We start from the raw sequence: 19,433 nt of genomic DNA, 5'->3' as shown, positions 1-19,433 counted from the left end.
CGGCTTTCCGTTTGCTTCGATTCCGCCATGTCGCTATCCGGAGAGATGGAAGTTGCCGGAGGTGCCGTAGATGGCCAGCGAGATCAACAGGGTCACCGTGACCACCGCGACCAAGGAGGCGCGCACCGCGTTGCCCACCGCGACACCCACGCCGACCGGCCCGCCCGCGGCGTTGTACCCGTAGTAGGTGTGGATCAGCATGACCGCCAGCGCCATGAAGATCGCCTGGGCGAAGGACCAGAGGATGTCGCTCGGGATGAGGAACGTGGAGAAGTAGTGGTCGTAGACGCCCGCCGACTGCCCGTAGATCACCACGGTGGCGAAGCGGCTGGCCAGGAACGAGGCGATCACCGCGAGCGCGTACAGCGGGACGATCGCGATCATCCCGGCCAGCACGCGGGTGCCGACCAGGTACGGCACCGGCCGGATCGCCATCGACTCCAGCGCGTCGATCTCCTCGGCCACCCGCATCGCGCCCAGCTGCGCGGTGGAGCCTGCTCCGATGGTGGCCGCCAAGCCGATGCCGGAGATCACCGGCGCCGCGATGCGGACGTTGATGAACGCGGCGAAGAAGCCGGTCAGCGCCTCGACGCCGATATTGCCCAGAGAGCTGTAGCCCTGCACGGCGATCGTGCCGCCCGCGAAGAGGGTGAGGAACCCGACGATCACCACCGTGCCGCCGATCACCGCCAGCGCGCCGGTGCCCATGCTGATCTCGGCGATCAGCCGGATGGTCTCGGTGCGATAGTGCACCAGAGCCCGCGGAATGGCACCGAGCGCCTGGGCGTAGAACACGGCATGCTTGCCCACCGAATCGAGCGAGTCCGACATGCGGCGCACCCGTCGCACGGTCCGGGGAAAGCGGGATTCGATTACGAAGGCCATCGCGTCACCGCGCCGTGAACTTGATGCCGACGGCGGTGACCACCACGTTCACGACGAACAGGGCCATAAAAGCGAAGACTACGGTCTGATTCACCGCATCACCGACACTCTTGGGTCCACCTTTGACATTCAGGCCCAGATAGCAGGCGACCAGTCCGGCGATCAGCCCGAACAATCCGGCTTTCACCTCCGAAATGATCAACTCGGGCAGATGGGTGAGCAGCGTGATGCCATTGACGAACGCGCCGGGGTTCACGTCCTGCAGAAACACCGAGAACAGAAATCCGCCGACGATGCCGATGGTGCATACCAGGCTGTTGAGCATCAGCGCGACGAACATCGAGGCGAGCACCCGGGGGACCACCAAGCGGTGCACCGGATTGATGCCGAGCACCCGCATCGCGTCGATCTCCTCGCGGATGGTGCGCGCGCCGAGATCGGCGCAGATCGCGGTGGCGCCCGCACCCGCGACGATGAGCACGGTGACGATCGGCCCGACCTGGGTGACCGCGCCGAATGCCGCGCCCGCGCCGCTGAGGTCGGCCGCGCCGATCTCCCGCAACAGAATGTTCAGCGTGAAGCTCACCAGAACGGTGAACGGAATGGCCACCAGCAATGTGGGCACGATCGATACCCGCGCGATGAACCAGGACTGGTCGATGAACTCGCGCCATTGAAACGGTCTGCGCACGCTGGAGCGTGCGACATCGGCGGTGAGTTCGAAGAATCCACCGACGGCCCGCAATGGCACGGCAAGGACCTCGTTCATCCGCGATCCTCCTTGCTCACCCGGCGTACAAGCACACGGCGCGAATCTCACCGTGGCCGCACCGCCGGAACGATTAGAACATGTTCACCGTGTTGCCGGTAGCCTTTTTCACACTTTTGAAGTGCAATTTCTCGAAAAATCGGCATATAAATTTGGAACCGGTGTCAGCGAGTGATGATCCCACCTTTGTGAGCTGGGACATAACCCGTCCCTATGTCTACCAAGCACCGATGCCATGATCAACAGTTGGACAGCTGATCAGTAGCGCGGCGGCGGCGAGCCGCCACGGCTCACCCCAGCTCGGTCAGCGAAGACGCCGAGAAAGTCCGCCCTTGCGGACGATCGGCGAAGTAGCCGCCCAGCGTGTCGGCCAGATCCTGGGCCGACCACTCCCCGCCGGTGGCGTCGAACCGGCGCTCCACGACCGGCGCCGCCATCAGCGCCACCATCCCCCCGTAGACGACGAACAGTTGCCCGTTGACCGCGTCGGCCGCGGGCGAGGCCAGGTAGGCGACCAGCCGCGCGACGTGATCGGGCGACAGCGGATCGGCCGCACCCTCCGGGGCGGGACTGAATACCGCCTCGGTCATCGCGGTGCGCGCCCGCGGCGCGATCGCGTTGGCGCGCACGCCGTAGCGCGAGAGGGCCCGCGCGGCCGAGAGGGTCAGCGCGGTGATGCCCGCCTTCGCGGCGCCGTAGTTGGCCTGCCCCTCCGGCCCGAGCAGCCCGGCCTCCGACGAGGTGTTGATCAACCGGCCGTAGACCGGCCCGCCCACCTGCTTCGACTTGCCGCGCCAGTAGGCGGCGGCATTGCGCGAGAGAAGGAAATGGCCGCGCAGATGCACCGCGAGCACCGCGTCGAAGTCCTCGTCGGACATGTTGAACAGCATCCGGTCGCGGGTGATGCCCGCGTTGTTGACGACGATGTCGACCGATCCGAACGACTCCTCCGCGGTGCGGATCAACGCGTCGGCGGTGGCGCGTTCGGCGATACTGCCCGCGACGAACTCCGCCTTGGCGCCGAGCGCCCGGATCTCCCCGAGCGTGCCGGCGACCGCGTCCGACTCCGCGAGGTCGTTGACCACCACCGACGCGCCGGCCCGGGCCAGCGCGAGCGCTTCGGCCCGCCCAAGTCCGGCGCCGCCGCCGGTCACGATCGCTACACGGCCCGCAAGGCTCAGATCATTGCTCACGCGGCCGACTCTAGAACGTGTTCCAACTTACGGCAAGCATCGCTCACTGCAACCGCAGCGCCGCCTTGGGGCACTGCGCGACGGCGTCCTGGACATCGGCGAGCCGATCGTCGGGCACGTCGGCGTTCGTGATGTGCAGTACGTCCTCGTCATCGAGTTCGAACACGTCGGGGGCGATTCCGACACAGATTCCATTCGCTTCGCACTGGTCCGGATCGACACTGATCTTCATGACAACTCCTTTACCGCCACTCTGGCCGAAGCCTAACAAGCCAATGCGCCCCACCGAGGCGTCATCGGCCGGATTCGGTATCAATACTGGAACATGTTTCAGTCCATATGCAATGATCGGGGAACCCGATCCCACGAAGGCTCGGTCCTACCCGCCCCGCCGACTCCGCAAGCTCCGTCGGCCGACCATCCCCATGAGGTTTTGCCATGCGCATTGCGTACACGCCGCAACAGGAGCAGCTGCGCGCAGAGCTGCGCGACTACTTCGCGCGGCTCATCACCCCCGAGCGCCGGGAGGCGCTGAGCGCGCAAACCGGCGAGTACGGGCAGGGCAATGTGTACCGCGAGGTGGTCCAGCAGATGGGCCACGACGGCTGGCTGGCGCTGGGCTGGCCCAAGGAGTACGGCGGCCAGGACCGCCCCACCATGGACCAGCTGATCTTCACCGACGAGGCCGCGATCGCGGGCGCGCCGGTGCCGTTCCTGACCATCAACTCGGTCGCGCCGACGATCATGCACTACGGCAGCGAGGAACAGAAGAAGTTCTTCCTGCCCAAGATCGCGGCCGGTGAGCTGCACTTCTCCATCGGCTACTCGGAGCCGGGCGCGGGCACCGACCTGGCCAGCCTGCGCACCACCGCGGTGCGCGACGGCGACGACTACGTGATCAACGGCCAGAAGATGTGGACCAGCCTGATCGCCTACGCCGACTACGTCTGGCTGGCCGTGCGCACCGATCCGACGGCCAAGAAGCACAAGGGCATCAGCATGCTCATCGTGCCGACCACCGCCGAGGGATTCTCCTGGACTCCCGTGCACACGATGGCGGGACCGGACACCAGCGCCACCTACTACCAGGACGTTCGCGTGCCCGCGAGCGCGCTGGTCGGCCAGGAGAACGGCGGCTGGGCACTGATCACCAACCAGCTCAACCATGAGCGCGTCGCGCTCACCTCGGCCGCGCCGCTGGCGCTGGCGCTGAACCAGACCGTCGAGTGGGCGCGCAACACCAAGGCCGCCGACGGCTCCCGCGTGATCGACCGCGAGTGGGTGCAGCTCAACCTGGCCAAGGTGCATGCCAAGGTCGACTACATCAAGCTGCTGAACTGGGAGATCGCCAGCCGCGCCGACGCGGGCGGCGACGCGGCTCCGCGGCCGTGGGACGCCTCGGCCTGCAAGGTGTACGGCACCGAACTGGCCACCGAGGCCTACCGGTTGCTCATGGAGGTGCTCGGCCCGCAGGCGTACTTGCGCCAGGACTCCCCCGGCGCGCAACTGCGCGGACGGCTGGAGCGGATGCACCGAGCCGCGCTCATCCTCACCTTCGGCGGCGGCACCAACGAGGTGCAGCGCGACATCATCGCCATGACCGCCCTCAAGCAGCCTGCCGCGGCACGCTGACCGAAAGCAGAGAGACCACCATGGATTTCACCCCCACCGAAGCCCAACTCGATCTCGGCCGGCTGACCGGCGAGGTGTGCGGCAAGCTGGTCACCGCCGATCGGCTGCGCGAACTCGACGGCAACCGGGCCGAGGCGGGAGCGGACGTCGAGCGATTCGACCAGCCGCTGTGGAATTCGCTGGCCGAGACCGGTGTGCTCGCGGCGGCGCTGCCCGAGTCGGTCGGCGGCAGCGACCTCGGCGCGCTCGAGCAGACCGCCATCCTGCGGGAACTGGGCAAGCATCTCGCGGCCGTGCCGTATCTGTGGTCGATCGCGCTCGGCGCGGGCGCGCTGGCGCGGTTCGGTTCCGAGGAGCAGCGTGAACTGGCCACGCGGGCGGGCGCGGGCAGCGTCATCCTGACGGTGGCGCTGGCCGAGGAGCGCAACTGGGAACCCGCCGCACCGGCCACCACCGCGGTCGAGACCGGCGACGGCTGGCGGCTGACCGGGGCCAAGACCACGGTGCCCTTCGCGAACCGGGCCGAGCGAATCCTGGTGCCCGCCACGGTCTCCGGGACCACCGCGGTGTTCCTGGTCGATCCCGCGGCGGCGACGGTGAGCGCGCAGCAGGTGGTCGACCGCAGCCCCGAGTTCGCGGTCGAGCTCACCGATACGCCCGCCGAGCTGGTCGGCAGCGTCGCAGGCGGCGCGGAGATCCTGGACTGGCTGCTCACCCGCGCCTGGCTCGGCCTGAGCGCCGCGCAGCTCGGCACCCTGGAACGGGCGCTCGAGCTGGTCGCCGAATACGCCAGGGAGCGCGAGCAGTTCGGCAAGGCGGTCGGCAGTTTCCAGGCCGTCGCCCAGCGGCTCGCCGACGCCTACATCGACGTCCAAGGTCTGCGCCTGGCCGTCACCCAGGCGGCGTGGCTGCTCTCGGAGGACCTGCCCGCCGCCGAAGCGGTGCACACCGCCAAGTTCTGGGCCGCCGACGCGGGCCACCGCGTCGCGCACACCGTCGTCCACGTGCACGGTGGCGTAGGCATCGACCGCGACCACATCGTGCACAACTACTTCACCGCCGCCAAACACAACGAGTTCGCCCTCGGCGCGAGCACTGACCACCTCCGCGCCCTCGGCGCGCTGCTGGCCGGCTGAGCGCGGCACCACAGACGATTCGGCCCGCACGACAGCACGTCGTGCGGGCCGGAATTCGTTGTTTCAGGCGAGTCGCCGGTTCAAGTCTGCGCTCACCCGCAATACACGCGGGCGGTCTGACTGAGCGATCGATCGGGCAAGGCCTACCAGCGCTATCGCCGGAACAGCGGCGCGAAGCGCTCTCCGATGCCCGACTTCTACATCGGAGCGCACGCCGCCGCGGCGGGCTATCGCTTGCTGACCCGGGATGTCGCACGGTATCGCGGCTACTTCCCGACGGTCGCGCTGATCTACCCCGAACTCTGAATCGGCGCCGCCACGGCATCGGGTTCCTCTGGCGGGACGGACGTCAGGTAGCGCTGGAGGGTGGGGCCTACCTCCGCGATGATCTGTGCGCGGGTCAGGGCGACGACCGGGGGTAGGCACAGGACGTAGCGGCACAGGGCCAGCCCCAGCATCTGGGTGACGATCAGGCCGCCACGGCGGGAGGCATCGGCGGGATCGCCGAAGCGCAGGACGGCGGGCAATATCTGCTCGGTGAAGATCGCGCGGACGCGGTCGGCGACCGCCTCGTCGGTGATCGATGAGCGCAGCAGCGTCAGCAGTACCTCCTTGTTCGGCTGCTCCTCCCAGATCTCGAAGAAGCGGCGTACCAGCAGTTCGCCCAGGTGATCGGGGTCCGCGGAGGCGAGGTCCGGCAAGTCGAGCCGCACATCGACCGCCGCCGCGAAGAGGCCGTCTTTGCTGCCGAAATACCGCATGACCATGGACGGGTCGATGTCCGCGTCCGCCGCGATGGCGCGGATGGTCGCCTTGCGGAAACCCTCAGCGGCGAACCGCGCGCGGGCCGCTTCCAGAATCGCCGCACGCGTCGCGTCCGAGCGGCGGGCGGGCGCTTGATCAGGATCGACGGTCATGCCAACAAGTGTAGGCCAACAACTGTTGACTTCCTAGCGCGAGTGGCGCTACGGTTATGCCAACAAACGTTGGCCTACAAACGTTGACATAGAGGGAGTTCCGATGAACGCCACCACGAACCCGCTGCCCGCCACCACCGCCGTCGTGATCGTCGGCGCGGGCCCAGCCGGGCTCACCGCCGCCATCACGCTGGCCGACGCGGGCGTGGACTTCGTCCTCCTGGACCGGTTGAGCGAAGGCGCGAACACCTCGCGCGCCGCGGTCGTGCACGCCAGGACGCTGGAAGTGCTCGAGCAGCTCGGCATCGCCGACGAACTGGTCGCGACAGGCGACATCGTCGCCCGCTTCACCGTCCACGACGGCGGCAGCACCTTGGCCACCATCGACTTCGACGGACTCCCGACGCGCTACCCGTACACCCTGATGACCCCGCAGGACACCACCGAGGCGGTGCTGCTGAAGCGGCTGCGGAAGGCGGGCGGCGAGGTCCAGCGGCCGTACCAGGTCACCCGGGTCGCCGAGGAGAACGACGGCGTCACGGTCGAATACACCGACGAGGCGGGCGCGCCCGGCAGCATCCGCGCCGACTACGTCATCGGGACCGACGGCATGCACAGCATCGTCCGCGAGCACGCGGGCATCGGCTTCACCGGCGCGTCGTACCCGGAATCCTTCGTCCTCGCCGACGTGCGGATGGACTGGCCGATCGCCCGCGACGAAGTCGCCCTGCACCTTTCACCGGAGGGTGTCACGGTGGTCGCGCCGCTGCCCGACGAGAAGGAGCCCAACCGCTTCCGCGTGGTCGCCACCCTGGAAACCGCGCCCGAGCACTCGACCGTGCAGGACATCCAGGCCCTCCTCGCCGCCCGCGGCCCCGGCGGCGCGGTGCGCGTGCACGAGGTGCTGTGGAGCTCGCGCTTCCGCGTGCACCACCGCGTCGCCGACCGGTACCGCAGCGGCCGCATCCTGCTCGCGGGCGACGCCGCCCACGTGCACAGCCCGGCCGGCGGCCAGGGCATGAACACCGGCATCCAGGACGCCGCCGCTCTCGGCCCGCTGCTGGCCCGCGTGCTGGCGGGCGAGCCGGACACCCTGCTCGACGACTACGAAGCCACCCGCCGCCCGGTCGCCCTCGGCGTCGTCTCGTTCACCGACCGCATGACCAAAATGGCGACCCTGCGCGCACGCCCGGCCCGCACCTTGCGCAACCTGGCCCTCACGACCCTGGCCCGCTTCCCCGCCTTCCGCCACCGCCTCGCCTACCAACTGGCCGAACTGGCCAACCGCTGATCCCGCGAACAACAACGTGGCCGGCCACCGTCGCATGGGACGGTGGCCGGCCACGTTGCGCAAACCGCTACTTCGCGCTCGCCACCGCGTTGTCGTCGGCGGGGCGGGACTGGGTTTGCTCCTTCGCCCAGCGGTAGTCGGGCTTGCCCGCCGGCGAGCGCTTGATCTCGTCGACGTACCACAAGCTGCGGGGAAGCTTGTACGGCGCGATCTCCTGGGTGAGCATGGGGCGCAGTTCTTCCAAGGTGGGGCGGGATTCGCCGCGGCATTGCACGACCGCGACCACCCGCTGGCCCCAGCGCTCGTCCTCGATACCGACCACCAGCGCGTCGAAGATCTCCGGGTGGGTCTTGAGCGCGCCCTCGACCTCCTCGGGGTAGATCTTCTCGCCGCCGCTGTTGATGCTGACCGAACCGCGGCCGAGCATGGTGACCGTGCCGTCCTCCTCGACGCGAGCGAAGTCGCCGGGGATGGCGTAGCGGATGCCGTTGAACTCCTTGAACGTCGCCGCGGTCTTCGCCTCGTCCTTGTAGTAGCCGAGCGGGATATGCCCGCGCCGAGCCAGGATGCCGACCACGCCTGAGCCGGGCCGCACCGGATTGCCGTCCTCGTCGAGCACATCGGTGGAGGCGTCGATCTTCACGCGCGGCCCGCCGGTGTGCGTCGCCCCCTTGGCCACGATGGCGATGCCGCCGAACCCGGTCTCGGAGGAACCGATCGAATCGGAGATCATCCGGTTGGGCAGCAGTTCGAGGAACTGGTCCTTGAGCGCGGGCGAGAACAGCGCCGCACTGCTGGCCATCACGTACAAGCTCGAAAGGTCGTAGGGCTGACCGGTTTCCGGGTTGCCCTCGATGAGCGCGTCGAGCATGGGGCGCGCCATCGCGTCCCCGGTGATGAAGATCAGATTGATCTTGTGCTTGTCGATGGCCTGCCACACGCCGTGCCCGGAGAACTCCGGGAGCATCACGGCCTTGCCGCCACCGAACAGGCTGTGGAATGTGGCCCACTGCGCCCCGCCGTGGATCATCGGCGGGATCGGGAACCGCACCATCGGCGGGCTGCCCGCGCCGACCTTCGCCAATTCCCATTCGTCCTGGACGTATTCACCGGTGATGAAGTTGATGCCCGCGCCGAGCACGCGCCACACGTCCTCCTGGCGCCACATCACGCCTTTGGGCATGCCGGTGGTGCCGCCGGTATAGACCATGTACAGGTCGTCGGGCGAGCGTTCGCCGAAGTCGCGCTCACCCGAGGACTGCGCGATCACCGCCTCGTATTCCACCGAATCCGCTGCGGTGGGAATCGTGCCGGTCGTATCGTCGTCGACGACGACGACGGTGCGCAGCTGCGGGGTCTTGGGACGGACGGCAGCGACCCGGTCGCTGTAGCGCCGCTCGTGGATCAGCGCCACCATGTCCGAGTTGTCGAAGATGTATTGCAACTCGTTCTCGACGTAACGGAAGTTCACGTTGATCATCACGGCCCGCGCCTTGAAGATCGCGACCATGGCCTCGACGGCCTCGATCGTGTTGCGTGAGTAGATACCCACCTTGTCACCCGGCTGGACTCCCTGTTCTTGCAGGTAGTGAGCGAGTTTGTTGGCCCGCTCCTCCAACTGGGCGTAGGTGACCTCGCGGCCGTCGTCGGCCAGCGCGACGCGGTCGGGCATCAGGTCGATGGCATGTTCGACAAGGTCCGCTATGTTGTAGCTCACAGCCTTAAAAATAGAACGTGTTACTGTTTCTGACAAGGCTAGAAGTCAGGAGAATCAGCGATGCCGCACTGCCTCGTCGAGAAGCGCGACCACGTCCTCATCGTCACCATGAACCGGCCCGAGGCGCGCAACGCGCTGTCGGGCGAGATGATGGCGATCATGAAGGACGCCTGGAACCAGGTGGACGACGATCCGGACATCCGGGTCGCGATCCTGACCGGCGCGGGCGGCGCGTTCTGCGCGGGCGCCGATCTCAAGGGCATGACCTCCGAGCACCCGGGCGACACCATCGACGGCGGCGGCTGGAACCCGGCCAAGCTGGAGGCGCTGCTCAAGGGCCGCAGGCTGACCAAGCCGCTGATCGCGGCGGTCGAGGGCCCGGCCATCGCGGGCGGCACCGAGATCCTGCAGGGCACCGACATCCGGGTGGCCGGGGAGAGCGCGAAATTCGGTGTTTCCGAAGCGCGTTGGGGCTTGTTCCCGCTGGGCGGCTCGGCGGTGCGGCTGGTCCGCCAGATCCCCTACACCGTCGCCGCCGAGATCCTGCTCACCGGCCGGCACATCACCGCGGCGGAGGCCAAGGAGATCGGCCTGATCGGGCACGTGGTCCCGGACGGCACCGCGCTGGACAAAGCGCTGGAGATCGCGGGGCAGATCGCCGCCAACGGCCCGCTCGCCGTGCAGGCCATCCTGCGCACCATCCGGGAGACCGAGGCCATGCCGGAGGAGGACGCCTTCCAGATCGACGCCAAGCTCGGCATGGCGGTCTTCCGCTCGGCGGATGCCAAGGAAGGGCCTCGGGCGTTCGCGGAAAAGCGTAAGCCCTCTTTCACCGGAAACTGACGACGAGAGCCCAACGCCCCCGATGCGCGACCAGTGCACGCGCATCGGGGGCGACCCCTCGCCGGGCTCAGCTCGCGCCCGGGTAATCCATCCAGAACGGCTCCCACTGGTGGCCGTCCGGGTCGATGAAGGTGCGGCCGTGCATGCCGACCTGCGCCTCTTGCGCCCGCTTGTCCTCGTTCACCTCTTCGGTCGCGCCCGCGGCCAGCGCGGCCTCGGTCAGGTTGTCGACCTCCGCGGCGCTGCCGAGGGCCAGCGCGTACGCGGCGCCGATCGCCGCCTTGGTGTCGGCCACCGGCCGCTTGCTGAAGGTGGTGAAGAAATCCTCGGTGAGCAGCATCAGGCAGATGTTGTCATCGATCACGATGCAGGCCGCGTTGTCATCGGTGAACTCCTGGTTGACCTTCCAGCCCAGCGCCTCGTAGAACGCCGTCGACCGGTGCAGATCGGTGACCGGGAGATTGATGAAGATCATCTTGCTGCTCATGGCCTCTTCCTCTCGAGCAAGTCCGTTCGTGTCACTGGATAGGACGGGCCGGGCCCGGCGAACTCATCGCGGATGACTCGGTGGCGCATCCCACAGCACGGGCAGGTTTATTGATCTTGAACAGCGACGTTCTCGAGTTCGATGGCCTGTTTTGTGTCGGTGCCCTGTGGCAGGGTGACACCCATGAACGACTCGCCAGCCTCCCCCGCCGGCCTCGCTCCCGATCTGCTCGCCGCGTTCGAGACCCATCGCAGGGAGCTGTGCGCGTACGCCTACCGCATGCTCGGCTCGTCCTTCGAAGCGGAGGACGCGGTCCAGGAGACCTTGACCCGGGCGTGGAAGTCCTACGACTCGTTCGAGGGCCGCGCCAGCCTCCGCTCCTGGCTGTACAAGATCACCACGAACGTCTGCCTGGACATGCTCGACGGCCCGCAGCGGCGGGCTCGGCCGATGGATCTGTCCGGTCCGTCGCGGCCGGATTCGCCGCTGCCCGCACCCCAGCCGGACTACGTCTGGATCGAGCCGATCCCGAACGCGCTGGCCTTCGGCGCCGATCCCGCCGACCACGCCAGCGCGAAGGACACGTTGCGATTGGCCTTCGTCGCGGCCTGCCAGCATCTGCCCGCCACGCAGCGCGCGATCCTGATCATGCGCGAGGTCCTGCGCTTCTCCGCGAACGAGACCGCCGAGGCGCTCACCATGTCGCCCGCGTCGGTCAACAGCGCGCTGCAACGGGCGCGCGCCACCATGTCCAAGGTCCAGCCCGCGGCCACCGACATCTACGACGATTCCGACGAGGATCAGCGCAAGCTGGTGGACAACTTCGTCAAGGCGTTCGAGGCCTACGACATGGACACGCTCACCTCGCTGCTGAAAGCAGATGTGGCGCTGTCCATGCCGCCGATCGAGCTGTGGATCTCCGGCCCGGAGAACGTCGCCGCGTTCATGCTCGGCCACGGAAGCGCTTGCCGCGATTCGCGTCTGCTCCCGCTGGAAGGCGCCAACGGCCTGCCCGCTTTCGGCCACTACAAGCCGGGCCCGGAGCCGGGCGTGTGGGTGCCGTGGTCGATCACGGTTCTGGAACTCGCCGGCGCCACCATCGCCGGGCTGAACTTCTTCCTGGACACCGAGAAGCTGTTCCCGCTGTTCGGCCTCGCGCCCGAACTGCGCGAAAAGGTTTGATCCGGAACGCATGAATGCGCCCTCCGCGGCCTAGGAACCTTCGCGTCCGCCGATCGCTGCTATTCCCGGTGACAAACCAGCCCCTCCGCCAACATCGGCCGGTGCAAAGCATTGCGTTGCAGCGTGGAGCGACGTACGCCGAGCGTTGGTCTGACCATGCTCCGGTCACCGTGGAGTTTGCGGAGAAGGTTCCCAACCGCTGACCAGCGAATCCCCCTGCACGGTCACGGTCACGGTCGGGGCGTACGGGCATCCAGCGCCTTGCGGATCAGCTCCCGTGCTGCTTCGCCGGCCACGGACTGACCGGCCAGGACATCGAACGTCCGGTGATACACCGCTATCTCTCGCGGCTGAGTGATCGACAGCTCTGCTGTGATGTTTTCGACCAGGACACGGCTCGAATCGAACATCAGAAACGACGTGGTAGCCGTCTCGAACGGTGCCCGCATCGGCACGATACCGAGCGTCACACGTGGCATACCTTGGACAGCTAAGAGCCGGTCGAGCTGGCCGATCATCGTCTGATCGTCGCCAACGGTGGTGTACAACGCTTGTTCACCAAGGACGAAGTGGAACAAGTGATCCCGCTGATACAAGACTTGTTGCCGCTGCATCCGCTTGGATACACCCGCGTCCAGATCGTTCGGAATCTGCTGGAACTCGATCACCTTCCGCAGGATGCCCGCCGCGTAGTCGGCGGTCTGTAGAAGGCCGGGAACCAAGACCGGTTCAAACGATCGGATGATCCGAGCTTCGGATTCCCACTTGATCGACGCTTGCTGTCTGCGCTTGGTTCCGGTACCGAGAATCTTCCGCCACTCGAGGTACGCGGTATCGATGCTCTGCCGCGCCGCGTGGAGGTCTGCTATTTGGTCACCCGCGTTGCAGTGTCGGCAGTACACCGAGATGTCCTCTAGAGACGGGCGTATCCGGCCGTATTCGATCTTTGAGACCTTGCTTGGGTCCCATCCGCTACGGCGTGCCAACTCCGCACCGGACAACCCGGCGGCAACGCGAATACCTCGGAGTTGCGCCCCGAGATATTCGCGCTGCTGGTCAACGGAACCGGTCACTGTGTGACGTACTCCGGAAACGGAGTGGCGAGAGGCCAGAACCGGGCTCGGAGCCCGCGGCAGTACGCGGCGATGTGCGGGTCGGTGGTTGCCGCACCGGACCAGCCTCCGGACTCCCCGAACGCTGAGAAGACCACTGTTTCGTCATCAAGTAGCCAGTAGTCATCCGAAGGGACTTCCCCGGCATGATGCCGGGGCAGATATCGAATGTCTTCGCCTGCCCGTACATTGAGCGCTGCCACGGCAAGCGCGAACCGGGTGTAGTCGGTGTGCGGTTCGGTGACGATTCGTACCCGTGTGACCGCTACGCCCCGGCTGGTCGTCTCCTGTATCAGCTCGGTCCACGGCTGGAACCATGCGTAGTCATCCGGCTCGTCTGCCAGGAATCGCCGGAACGGTTCGTACTCGTTCGGTTCGGCGTAGGTGTCGAGCACTTCGAGGTGAAACGCTTCCCGCTTGCAGGTCCGGAGTAGGTCCGGGAACCCTTCATCGGGCACTAGCAGCACCGTAGAACGTCCTTTCTAGCTTCGGAACCTCGGTAGCGGTTTCGTCGTCGGCAATGTCGAGCTGTGCGAGTAGTTCCGGATCGATGACCGGCCGACCCGTGAGCCGGAATGTTCCCGGCCGGTGATGGCCTTATTCGGTGTTTTCACCGCTAAGTCGTTCGCTGATCGCTTTCCGGATCAGCTCCCGCGCTGCCTCCCCGGTCGCAGATTGCCTAGCGAGGGCATCGAACGCGCGCCCGTATTGGGTGATCTCCCGTGGCTGAGTAACCGTCAGCTCGGCTGTCAAGGTCTCAACCATGACCCTGTTGTCGTCGAATATCGTAAAGTTAGTCATTGATACTCGGTATGGAGCTTCGGCTGGAACGATCCCGAAAACTACCCTAGACATTCCGAGCACAGCCAAGAGCCGATCCAGTTGTCCGATCATGGTCTGATCGCTGCCCACCGTAGTACGTAAGGCTTGCTCGGCTACGACGAAATGAAATCGGTGGTCACGACGGTACAATATCTGTTGCCGTTCCATCCGCTTCGATACGCCTTCATTCACATCGTTCGGCACTTGCTGAAACTCGACAACGCTGCGTAGAACACTCTCGGCGTACTCTGCTGTCTGAAGTAGGCCAGGTATCAAGAAAGGGTGATATACCCGCATGACCTCGGTTTCGGCTTCCAGCTTGATAGAGGCTTGTTGCCGCCGCTTTGTACCGGTGCCTAGTACTCGCTTCCATTCGAGCCATGCGGTCTCGATGTTGCGCAGGGTAGCTATCAGGTCGGGCACTTGGTCGTCATTGCCGGTATGGGCACACCAGAGACGTATGTCGTCGCCGGTGGGCTTAGTCTTGCCGTACTCGATTTTCGATACCTTGGTTTGATGCCATCCGGCACGGTGGGCAAGCTCGGTGCCGCTGATACCTGCATCTAGGCGAAGCTCTCGGAGCCGTGCACCGAGAGCTTCCCTGGCCTGATTCGGTGAACTCGTCACGGCTCGCTGTATTCAGCCAATGGGGTAGCCATAGACCATACCCTTGCTTTGACTGTTCGGATGTACTCGACTATTCGAGGGTCGGTGGTTACAGCACCTCCGAGCCATTTACCGTTTTCGACGGGTTCGAATATGGTGAATGCTACAACGGAATCATCGAAAATCCACCAATCGTCTACCGTTAATTCGTCAGGGTCGATCAGGTGGCGGGGCAGGTATCGTACATCCTCGCCCGCTTCCACGTTGAGCCGAGCAACGTGCTTTGCATATCGGGTGTAGTCGTTGTGTGGCACGGTGACCACCCGCGCCCGGTTGACGGCCACGCCTCGGCCGGTAGTTTGCCTGACCTGGTTCAGCCAGGGTTGAAACCATGCGTAGTCTTCGGGCTCATCACGTAAGAATCGGACGAGTGGCGGGTAGTCCGGTGGGTAATAATCGTCCCGAACTTCGAGGTGGAACGCTTCGCGCTTGACCTGTCGAAACAGATCGTTGAATGCCTCACCCTGCGCTAGCTGCATTGCCGTAGAAAGTCCTTTCCAGCTTGGCAACCTCGATAACCGTTTCGTCAGGGTAGATGTCCATCTGCCCTAATGTCTCTCGGTCCATGATCGGTGAACCAGACAGAACGAACGTCCCCCGGCCAGTGTCTGTCATGGTGGCGCCTATGAACGTGTCCGGTTCGGCGAAGCCAGTTAGCAGATGTGGGATCTCAACTGTCCCAACAGTGTTCGTCTTCCACCCCTGCACCGCGTATGTACCTCTATCGGTGGCGTAGAGGCTCGGGCAGCCTCCGCCTTCGGTGCCGCCTTTGCCGAGAAACTGTAGCCGCATGGTTGGGCCTCCCATCGGATCATGCGCGTTCATGCTTCGAACACCTTCGATGATGCCCTAGACGTAGCTGTTTGATCAGCGAATAATGGATTTGAGCATGTTCAAGCATGAACATGGACGTGGCCGGTTTACCGTTCGTAGCGTCTGAGCTGGGCCCCGTGACATGTGCCGCGATCCGGTCACGGGGTGCCTACCACTGGCCTACTAGAGGGGGTTGAAATGACCGCAGACGGAGACCAACAACGCAGGCGCACAGAGCTTTACTCGTTCCCTGCTGTGCCGCCCGCAGTTGCGATTTCGAGTTCACGCACTCGGTGCCGACAGTGCTACCGCCCCAGATCACGGGCGACGGTTGGGTGATGACGAACCGGCACGCGCGGGAGCGCTCGCGCCCGGCAGCGGCCCCCTGCTCGACGCCATCCTCCGGGACGTCAACAACCAACTCCCGGGCCCATGGACATAACCACTCGCGCCGACGTGCCCCGATCAGGGACCATCGCTATGGGGCTGCAAGCCCAAACCTATAACCGCACAGGGGGAATCGTGCACACTACAACACTCGCTGTCGCCGCCGCGTTTGCCGCACTCGCTGTCGGCGCCGCGCCGGCCCACGCCAGTGCGGAGAAACAAGACGGCCCAGTCAGCCTCACAGTGATCGGCGAGGGCCTGGTTATCGGCAAGACCGTCACCACCTACGCCAGCCCCGGAGGTGAAGGCCAAGTGCAGGCGTACTACATCGTGGTGAGCCCGGACGGTAAAGCCAAAAGAATCAATTCCGAAGTAACCCAGCCGGGGGCGAAAGGTTCCGGTGTTTACCGTGACAGCTACGGCCCGACCGGAGGGTTCCTCGATGGCACGCGGATCTGTGCTGGCTGGTGGGACCCCACCGGACGGGTCTCGATCTCCGGGTACCCGTGTGTGACAATCCATAAATGACCCTCCGCGATCAAGGTTGGGAGCCGGTCACGCCGGTTGGTTCCCGCGGTGAATTCACATGGCGCGTCTGGTGCGACGCACGACGGCCACCGGAAGCTGATCTCATGGGCTGGCCGGAGGATGCAGACTTCCTGGCGACCTTCGTGGAAGTCGCGAACGGCGAGGGCCGCCTGGATTCCGGCGGCATCGGTGGTGTTCGCGAACCCGGCGAGCAACTGCGGTACTGCGTCGGCGGTCGTGACGGTTTCCCTGAAATCGTTGCCGTCCGGGTGGCGCAGGATCGGTCGGGCATCGTGGTCGAGACGACGCGGCGGTCCATCGAAATCGATGCCGCTGAGCTCGGTGAACCACACTATGGAATGCGATTTTTCGCGATGCCGCTCGATGACCAGGAGCGTCTCGTCGCCGTCGCCAGTGGCGACATTCGGCAGGAACATAACACGCTGTCGGCCCGCTGACCCGACTCGCGAACCACGAGCCCCCCGGACCGAGAAGGTCCGGGGGGCTCGTTGTTGTAGACCGATAACCCCGGCTGCGTGGGGGAGCCTGAGCTGCGGCTACTCCAGCGGTCCCGGTGCCGTGCGCTGTGAGCGCCGGTGTGATCCACGTCGAGGGTGCGTCTCTGCGCCCCGACCGAAGCTGACGCTGTGGGGGCGGTGCCCCCCTCCCGCACCCCGACCGGTGACCGTCGGAGGACGCGAACTGCATGCGGGATGCTCAAAGCGCTGCTCAGTGCATGCGTGGCGAGTCCGGATACATACGCGCGGTATCCGGCACCATGCGTCCGGCGTCGATCAAGGTCTGCCGTGCGGCTGCCTTCCGGGGGCAACCATCGGCGCGGCATCCGCGATGGCGCTGCATCGTGGCGTGCGCTTCGGGCACGCTCAGCGGGTGCTCCGGTGCCTCATGCGGCCAGCCGGTCGGCCATAGGCCCATGTCGGCGGGCTCAGCGGCCTGCTCGGCGCGGATGCGGCTCTGTCGCCGTTCGGCTCGCCACTCGGCCTGTACGCGATCAATGATCGCCTGCGGCGATGTCTCGTCCGGTTCGGCTTCCCTCCACCAGTTGAACCCCACCACTTCACCCCTGTCTGTCGGCTTTTGCTGGTGAGCACCCGACGCCGGGGCGTCGATGTAGGCACCGCATCAACCCGGCGGCGGGGCTGGTTATCAGCGTGGCGTCACCCTTGACGCTGTTGCAGTCACACGGTGCATACGGAGCGCTTACGCTTCCTATACGCGAACAACAGACACGGAGGGGCGTACGCGATGTTCGTGGTGACCCGTTGGACCGGCTTGGAAGTCCGAGCGTTGCGCCGAGTAGCTCTGCGAGTCAGTCAGTCTCGGTTCGCCGAGATGACTGGTTTCTCCGAAGCGGTTGTAAGCAAGTGGGAAAGACGTGGCGAGACGATCACTCTGTCTGGTGACTTCGCCGCTGCCATGGACATCATGCTGAAGCGACTGGACGATGACCAGTCGGCACGGTTCCAGGCCGAACTGGCTGTTTCGGTGCGGCCGATTGCACCCAGCGAAGGTCCGGAAGATCGTCCTATCATCGCGGCCGAAGGCAGTAGCGATCTTCGCATACCTGACGCGGAAGCTGAGGACGACGTGAACCGCAATGAATTTCTACGCGGATTGTTGGCTCTCCCTGCCGCTACCCTTGCGAACGATCTCATTACGGTGGCCAGCGCTCCTATGGAGCCATCCGTCCCGGCCAAGGTGGGGATGGATCACGTCGACCAGGTTCGGGCGTGGGCGGGACTGTTCCGTGCAGCGGACGATGCGGGACTGCGGGTGGGTGACGCCATGACCACCCAACTACGGACAGCAGTCTTATTCCTCCGCGCCGACATGCCATCACACGTTCGCACCGCGATGCAATCGGCGGTCGGAACGTTCTTCAGGGTCGTCGGATGGGCCTATTTCGATCGCGGGCAGCACGATCCGGCCAGAGATCACTTTCATATGGGTTGGCAATGCGCGGAACAGGCTGGTGAATGGTGGCTACGCGCTGCGATCCTGACCTGCATGGCGCGTCAGGCAATATTCCTCGGCAATGCCGATGATGCACTCACTATGCTCGGCCTTGCCTCGGTGCGGTCTGATCGCATTTCGCTGCTGCGTCGAGCAGATATTGCCGCAGTGCAGGCCCGCGCCTTCGGCAACCTAGGCAACGATACCGAATGCATTCGAGCTGTACGCCAAGCCGAGCAGCTCTTTGCGGAGGCCGCCGGGCAAGAACACCCCGATACGGAATACGAAGGCTTCAAAGGCTACTACAACGAGCAACTGATGAATAGCGACGCCACACACGGATTATTCGATCTCGCATATCAGCGCAACATCCGAGTACCCAACACGGTTGAACGTCTATACGCCGCGTTGGAGCTGTCGGACGACCACGCTCGCTCGCGGCAATTGAACACCGTGCGCCTTGCTGCGCTGCAGCTCCGACACGGAGACTTGGACGAGGGGGTCGCCCTGGGAGCCAGAGCCGTCCAAAGCGCTTTGAGCACAACGTCGGCGCGAGTGCTGAACGAGCTGGCAAAGATCTATCAGGTTACGGGCGAAGACCGCATCAGGAATGCATCAGGCGTGCCCGAATTGCGGCGGGGCATTTCGGATATTCTAACAAAGGAGTCATAGTGATCATCGCCTTCTCGGTAACACCGGTTGGAGCAGGCGAAAGCGTCGGTGCCGCAGTGGCAGAAGCGGTGCGCGTTATACGCGCCAGCGGGTTGCCGAATGAGACGAATGCCCTGTTCACAACCATCGAAGGCGAATGGGATGAGGTAATGGCGGTGATCAAGCAAGCGGTAGATGCCGTAATGGAAGTCGCGCCACGATGCAGCATCGTTCTCAAGGGCGATGTCCGCCCTGGATCAACAAACGCGATCACATCGAAAGTCGAGTCTGTGGAGCGTCATTTGAGGGAACCTCGTTAACCACGAGTGGAGGTTGGGGCTGCTGCAGGATCGGGAGACAGTTGTAGCGCTGCTGCGGTCAGCATGGTTTCCTATTCGATCGGGGTCAACCGGCCAAAGCGGGCTTGT

General features: G+C 65.2%; 22 protein-coding genes. 9 read left to right on the top strand and 13 right to left on the bottom strand.

Going from position 1 to position 19,433, the window contains the following annotated elements:
- Positions 1 to 33 precede the first annotated feature (33 nt).
- From QMG86_RS01205 to QMG86_RS01190, 4 genes are all read right to left on the bottom strand, one after another.
- Positions 34 to 885 carry an MlaE family ABC transporter permease gene (locus QMG86_RS01205; RefSeq protein ID WP_159842140.1) on the bottom strand — a complete coding sequence of 284 codons (852 nt, stop codon included), beginning with the start codon at positions 883 to 885 and terminating at the stop codon, positions 34 to 36.
- A gap of 4 nt (positions 886 to 889) precedes the next feature.
- The gene (locus QMG86_RS01200; RefSeq protein ID WP_281877154.1) at positions 890 to 1,654 is read right to left on the bottom strand and encodes an MlaE family ABC transporter permease; all 765 of its coding nucleotides are present in this window, start codon (positions 1,652 to 1,654) and stop codon (positions 890 to 892) included.
- Positions 1,655 to 1,944: 290 nt separating this feature from the next.
- A complete protein-coding gene (locus tag QMG86_RS01195) occupies positions 1,945 to 2,847 on the bottom strand; it encodes a 3-oxoacyl-ACP reductase (protein WP_281877153.1) in 903 nt (300 codons plus the stop codon).
- A gap of 43 nt (positions 2,848 to 2,890) precedes the next feature.
- Positions 2,891 to 3,079 (bottom strand): ferredoxin, encoded by a 189-nt coding sequence (locus QMG86_RS01190; protein WP_281877152.1) that lies wholly within the window; start codon positions 3,077 to 3,079, stop codon positions 2,891 to 2,893.
- Positions 3,080 to 3,285: 206 nt separating this feature from the next.
- Between QMG86_RS01190 and QMG86_RS01185 the strand changes: the two genes are divergently transcribed.
- Positions 3,286 to 4,479 (top strand): acyl-CoA dehydrogenase family protein, encoded by a 1,194-nt coding sequence (locus tag QMG86_RS01185; protein ID WP_281877150.1) that lies wholly within the window; start codon positions 3,286 to 3,288, stop codon positions 4,477 to 4,479.
- Positions 4,480 to 4,499: 20 nt separating this feature from the next.
- Positions 4,500 to 5,615, top strand: coding sequence for an acyl-CoA dehydrogenase family protein (locus QMG86_RS01180; protein ID WP_281877149.1), 1,116 nt, complete (start codon positions 4,500 to 4,502; stop codon positions 5,613 to 5,615).
- Between the two features lie 290 nt (positions 5,616 to 5,905).
- Here the strand turns inward: QMG86_RS01180 and QMG86_RS01175 are convergent, their stop codons facing one another.
- Positions 5,906 to 6,532 carry a TetR/AcrR family transcriptional regulator gene (locus QMG86_RS01175; RefSeq protein ID WP_281877147.1) on the bottom strand — a complete coding sequence of 209 codons (627 nt, stop codon included), beginning with the start codon at positions 6,530 to 6,532 and terminating at the stop codon, positions 5,906 to 5,908.
- 103 nt (positions 6,533 to 6,635) lie between these two features.
- Here QMG86_RS01175 and QMG86_RS01170 point away from each other — a divergent pair, with 103 nt between their 5' ends.
- Entirely contained in the window at positions 6,636 to 7,823 is a 1,188-nt protein-coding gene (locus tag QMG86_RS01170) for an FAD-dependent monooxygenase (RefSeq protein WP_281877146.1), read from the top strand.
- A 67-nt stretch (positions 7,824 to 7,890) separates the two neighbouring features.
- On the opposite strand, the gene QMG86_RS01165 is transcribed toward QMG86_RS01170, so the two are convergent.
- Positions 7,891 to 9,540, bottom strand: coding sequence for an acyl-CoA synthetase (locus tag QMG86_RS01165; RefSeq protein ID WP_281880717.1), 1,650 nt, complete (start codon positions 9,538 to 9,540; stop codon positions 7,891 to 7,893).
- Positions 9,541 to 9,600: 60 nt separating this feature from the next.
- On the opposite strand from QMG86_RS01165, the gene QMG86_RS01160 reads away from it, so the two are divergent.
- Positions 9,601 to 10,383 (top strand): crotonase/enoyl-CoA hydratase family protein, encoded by a 783-nt coding sequence (locus QMG86_RS01160; protein WP_281877144.1) that lies wholly within the window; start codon positions 9,601 to 9,603, stop codon positions 10,381 to 10,383.
- 67 nt (positions 10,384 to 10,450) lie between these two features.
- On the opposite strand, the gene QMG86_RS01155 is transcribed toward QMG86_RS01160, so the two are convergent.
- On the bottom strand, positions 10,451 to 10,870 hold the full coding sequence (locus tag QMG86_RS01155; protein WP_063022331.1) for a VOC family protein: 420 nt from the start codon (positions 10,868 to 10,870) through the stop codon (positions 10,451 to 10,453).
- A gap of 183 nt (positions 10,871 to 11,053) precedes the next feature.
- Between QMG86_RS01155 and QMG86_RS01150 the strand changes: the two genes are divergently transcribed.
- Entirely contained in the window at positions 11,054 to 12,052 is a 999-nt protein-coding gene (locus QMG86_RS01150; RefSeq protein WP_281877142.1) for a sigma-70 family RNA polymerase sigma factor, read from the top strand.
- 230 nt (positions 12,053 to 12,282) lie between these two features.
- Here the strand turns inward: QMG86_RS01150 and QMG86_RS01145 are convergent, their stop codons facing one another.
- The 5 genes from QMG86_RS01145 to QMG86_RS01125 all read right to left on the bottom strand — a co-directional run bounded on the left by QMG86_RS01145 (position 12,283) and on the right by QMG86_RS01125 (position 15,477).
- The gene (locus tag QMG86_RS01145; RefSeq protein ID WP_281877140.1) at positions 12,283 to 13,125 is read right to left on the bottom strand and encodes a helix-turn-helix domain-containing protein; all 843 of its coding nucleotides are present in this window, start codon (positions 13,123 to 13,125) and stop codon (positions 12,283 to 12,285) included.
- Positions 13,122 to 13,622 carry a DUF6879 family protein gene (locus QMG86_RS01140; protein ID WP_281877138.1) on the bottom strand — a complete coding sequence of 167 codons (501 nt, stop codon included), beginning with the start codon at positions 13,620 to 13,622 and terminating at the stop codon, positions 13,122 to 13,124. The genes QMG86_RS01145 and QMG86_RS01140 overlap by 4 nt, the downstream gene beginning before the upstream one ends.
- 139 nt (positions 13,623 to 13,761) lie before the next feature.
- Complete coding sequence (locus QMG86_RS01135) at positions 13,762 to 14,613, bottom strand: helix-turn-helix domain-containing protein (protein ID WP_281877137.1); 852 nt, start codon at positions 14,611 to 14,613, stop codon at positions 13,762 to 13,764.
- Positions 14,610 to 15,131 (bottom strand): DUF6879 family protein, encoded by a 522-nt coding sequence (locus QMG86_RS01130; RefSeq protein WP_281877136.1) that lies wholly within the window; start codon positions 15,129 to 15,131, stop codon positions 14,610 to 14,612. The genes QMG86_RS01135 and QMG86_RS01130 overlap by 4 nt, the downstream gene beginning before the upstream one ends.
- Positions 15,112 to 15,477 carry a hypothetical protein gene (locus tag QMG86_RS01125; protein WP_281877135.1) on the bottom strand — a complete coding sequence of 122 codons (366 nt, stop codon included), beginning with the start codon at positions 15,475 to 15,477 and terminating at the stop codon, positions 15,112 to 15,114. Before QMG86_RS01125 ends, QMG86_RS01130 begins: the two co-directional genes overlap by 20 nt.
- A gap of 468 nt (positions 15,478 to 15,945) precedes the next feature.
- Here QMG86_RS01125 and QMG86_RS01120 point away from each other — a divergent pair, with 468 nt between their 5' ends.
- Both QMG86_RS01120 and QMG86_RS01115 read left to right on the top strand, forming a co-directional pair.
- The gene (locus QMG86_RS01120; protein ID WP_281877134.1) at positions 15,946 to 16,380 is read left to right on the top strand and encodes a hypothetical protein; all 435 of its coding nucleotides are present in this window, start codon (positions 15,946 to 15,948) and stop codon (positions 16,378 to 16,380) included.
- On the top strand, positions 16,377 to 16,838 hold the full coding sequence (locus tag QMG86_RS01115; protein WP_281877133.1) for a hypothetical protein: 462 nt from the start codon (positions 16,377 to 16,379) through the stop codon (positions 16,836 to 16,838). The genes QMG86_RS01120 and QMG86_RS01115 overlap by 4 nt, the downstream gene beginning before the upstream one ends.
- 271 nt (positions 16,839 to 17,109) lie before the next feature.
- On the opposite strand, the gene QMG86_RS01110 is transcribed toward QMG86_RS01115, so the two are convergent.
- Positions 17,110 to 17,454, bottom strand: coding sequence for a hypothetical protein (locus QMG86_RS01110; protein ID WP_281877132.1), 345 nt, complete (start codon positions 17,452 to 17,454; stop codon positions 17,110 to 17,112).
- Positions 17,455 to 17,646: 192 nt separating this feature from the next.
- On the opposite strand from QMG86_RS01110, the gene QMG86_RS01105 reads away from it, so the two are divergent.
- Together QMG86_RS01105 and QMG86_RS01100 are read left to right on the top strand one after the other, a co-directional pair.
- Positions 17,647 to 19,026, top strand: a complete 1,380-nt coding sequence (locus tag QMG86_RS01105) for an NsdA family TPR-like regulatory protein (RefSeq protein ID WP_491565759.1) — start codon at positions 17,647 to 17,649, stop codon at positions 19,024 to 19,026.
- Complete coding sequence (locus QMG86_RS01100; RefSeq protein WP_281877129.1) at positions 19,026 to 19,325, top strand: MTH1187 family thiamine-binding protein; 300 nt, start codon at positions 19,026 to 19,028, stop codon at positions 19,323 to 19,325. The genes QMG86_RS01105 and QMG86_RS01100 overlap by 1 nt, the downstream gene beginning before the upstream one ends.
- The last annotated feature ends 108 nt before the right edge of the window (positions 19,326 to 19,433 follow it).

Origin of the sequence: Nocardia sputorum (genome assembly GCF_027924405.1) — a bacterium.
Classification (GTDB): Bacteria; Actinomycetota; Actinomycetes; order Mycobacteriales; family Mycobacteriaceae; genus Nocardia; species Nocardia sputorum.
Note: the sequence above shows the minus strand (reverse complement) of the source record. Positions and strands in the feature narration are given on the sequence as shown.